Origin of the sequence: Xenorhabdus sp. PB61.4 (assembly GCF_963894935.1) — a bacterium.
In the GTDB taxonomy this organism is placed as follows: domain Bacteria; phylum Pseudomonadota; class Gammaproteobacteria; order Enterobacterales; family Enterobacteriaceae; genus Xenorhabdus; species Xenorhabdus stockiae.
In genome coordinates, this window is sequence record NZ_CAWQJR010000098.1 from 1 (window position 1) to 2,539 (window position 2,539).

1 protein-coding gene is annotated in these 2,539 nt (G+C 36.5%); it reads right to left on the reverse strand.

Going from position 1 to position 2,539, the window contains the following annotated elements:
• Positions 1–209: 209 nt before the first annotated feature.
• On the reverse strand, positions 210–2,339 hold the full coding sequence (locus AACX68_RS06010; protein ID WP_228860820.1) for a phage tailspike protein: 2,130 nt from the start codon (positions 2,337–2,339) through the stop codon (positions 210–212).
• Positions 2,340–2,539: the final 200 nt, after the last annotated feature.

Here is a 2,539-nt window from a genome sequence, read left to right on the forward strand (position 1 = left end):
AGTAGCTCCTGTTCCCAGGGGTTGACAGGTGAAGTCATAGGACCTCTCTTGGGAGTAGAATAGAGAAGATAACCATCATGACACAAGATGAGTCACGACTGTAGTACTAGGGCCACGGTTATCCGCGGCTCTATGCCTTTCACTCCATAGCAATACCAAAATCGCTTACCGGTTTTTAAGCTCGCTTTTACCCAATACTAACTAAGAACTTATAACCAGGTTAGATAATAAGAGCACTGTGGTTCTATGGTTGCAGATATGTTACCGTTACTATCCGTTGCTGTAAATGTGATTACATCTCCCGCATTATCACTAACCACTCTAGACTTATATGACCCGTTAATTTTACATAGAAAAATATCAACATAAGCTACTTTATCAGAGCTAATTGCTGTGATTCTGTAATTATTTGTAGGTCTTACACTGTTTTCAGGTGTGTTATTGATACCTTGAACTGTGAAATTAACTAATTGCTGATTTGTTGTCGAACCACTGACGATTACTGTCCCTGGCTTTTTAAAGAGAGCTTTCTGTTTTACTGTTTCAATATTTATATTTGTAGAGCCTGTCTCATTTTTAATATATCTTACATTATCAATCTCTAACTTAACTATATTGTTTGTTGTATAGATATTATGGGCTTGTACATCATCAAGATACAAGCAATCTATTAAAGATACACATCCCTTTAAATCACTATTAAGTTTACTTGACTCTACGGCGTGTATATTATCCAAAGTCAACTTTGTTATAACTCCCCGATCGCCTATTTTATTATTAACGGATATTAAGTTAACAACCTGCTCTCCTTTTATATTTCTAAAAGTGAGATTATGTATAGATCCGTAGTCACCTACATGGTTCAATGCTCCGTTTTCTATTTTAACTAGCGCTGCTCTGTCATCATAAATAGATGGCGTTATCTTTCTCCAGTACCCCAATAGCGGATCTATCACGGATGGGCAATCGTACTGACCTGAATTGTTTCCTATCACATCATCAAACACCACCATTACCCTAACATGTTTGAATCCCAGCCCTCCCAACCTATTGTTGTCAGCTTTTATTCTATTGAATGTTAAGTATTCTACTGGTGAATCTATTTTATCATGAGCGTCAATGTATAAACCATACCCATTATTTGCGTAAAGATTTAAACCGCTAGGCGACGATATTTCAAAACCAGCCCTAAATAATATGCCATGACTTCCGCATCCAACTACAGAAATGTTACTAAGATCAGATCTAACTCCTTCATATCCTTCAGGAACACCTGAATCAATACCTATTTGATTCTTTGCCCGATGATTTCCAAGAACGCCGATACCGCTGAGCTTAAATTCTTCATCGTATTTCTTTACAAGAATCGAAATGTCTTTATCTGAACACACTAAACACCCTGTAGCAATTGAAGACATATCAAACCATGTTTTATTTAGTCCTTGGTCATAGTTATAAAAATACGTCCAATTGGCTGATTTACTTCCATCAATGAAATTTGTTTTATCTTCTCTTCGTCCATAATAGGGATCGGCAAACCCTGCTTTTCCTGATTGTGATGTGATATTTAAATTACCAACTTTACACGACTTAGTTACATAGATAGGAGCATCTGGCAATACCATTGCGTAGCCGTAATGCTTGCAAAACAGATAACATAACTCCCATGCACCACTACAATCTGTAGCATTAATTCCTTTCTCGACTAAATCTGCTTTTGCCCCAAAATTACGAATATCATTCACTGGATACCCGTTGAGCAGACCAACACACACCCAGTTAGCCTGAACATTTTCCTGTTCAGTAACAACGTGTTCCATATCCAGACGGTAGGCATAATATTTACCATCCAATAAAAGCACGTCAAATTTGGATTTTACTACCGAACCTTTCCTAAAATCACCTGCTCGTTTAAAAATTCCTAAACTGTAATCACTGTAAACTGAACCGCTGAACGATGATCCGACTAACTTATCTCCACCGTTATCTTTCAATTTTTCATTGAACTGATCAGGATCGTACTTCTGTACATGAGGATAATAGAATTGCGGCGCCCCGTAAGAGTCATATACCGCCATTGAATGGTCTTGCGCAGTGACGAATTTAGCCATCTGTCCGTTATAAACAAGGTATCCGGCCGGACTGATAATCAGTGGTTGTGGCACAGGGATATGCGTTCCATCCTCACGTTCAAGATAAACCTGAACCTGATTCTCTGATATAGCCGGATCGGTATCTCTTTTTCCTATGTAAATATTGCCATTAGGATACGCATTGAATGAGTGGCTTATAGTGAGTAATTTAGATGGTGCTAAAGTGATATTTGTTAATTCTGGCATGTATGTTACTCCAAATAAAATTGTGATATTCCTACATATTGACTTTTAGTCTTTGCAAAAAAGATAATATTATTAATAGATGGCAATTATGAATTACCACCTCCCATATAAGATATATAAATAAAATCTTAATCAATCCAATTAATAATAAACTTACCCAAACTAAATTATTTTTTAAATTAATTATTATTGTATAATTC

What these genes read in the sequence shown, in the direction of transcription:
- AACX68_RS06010 (WP_228860820.1), bottom strand. Translation starts at nt 2,339, where the DNA reads ATGCCAGAATTAACAAATATCACTTTAGCACCATCTAAATTACTCACT.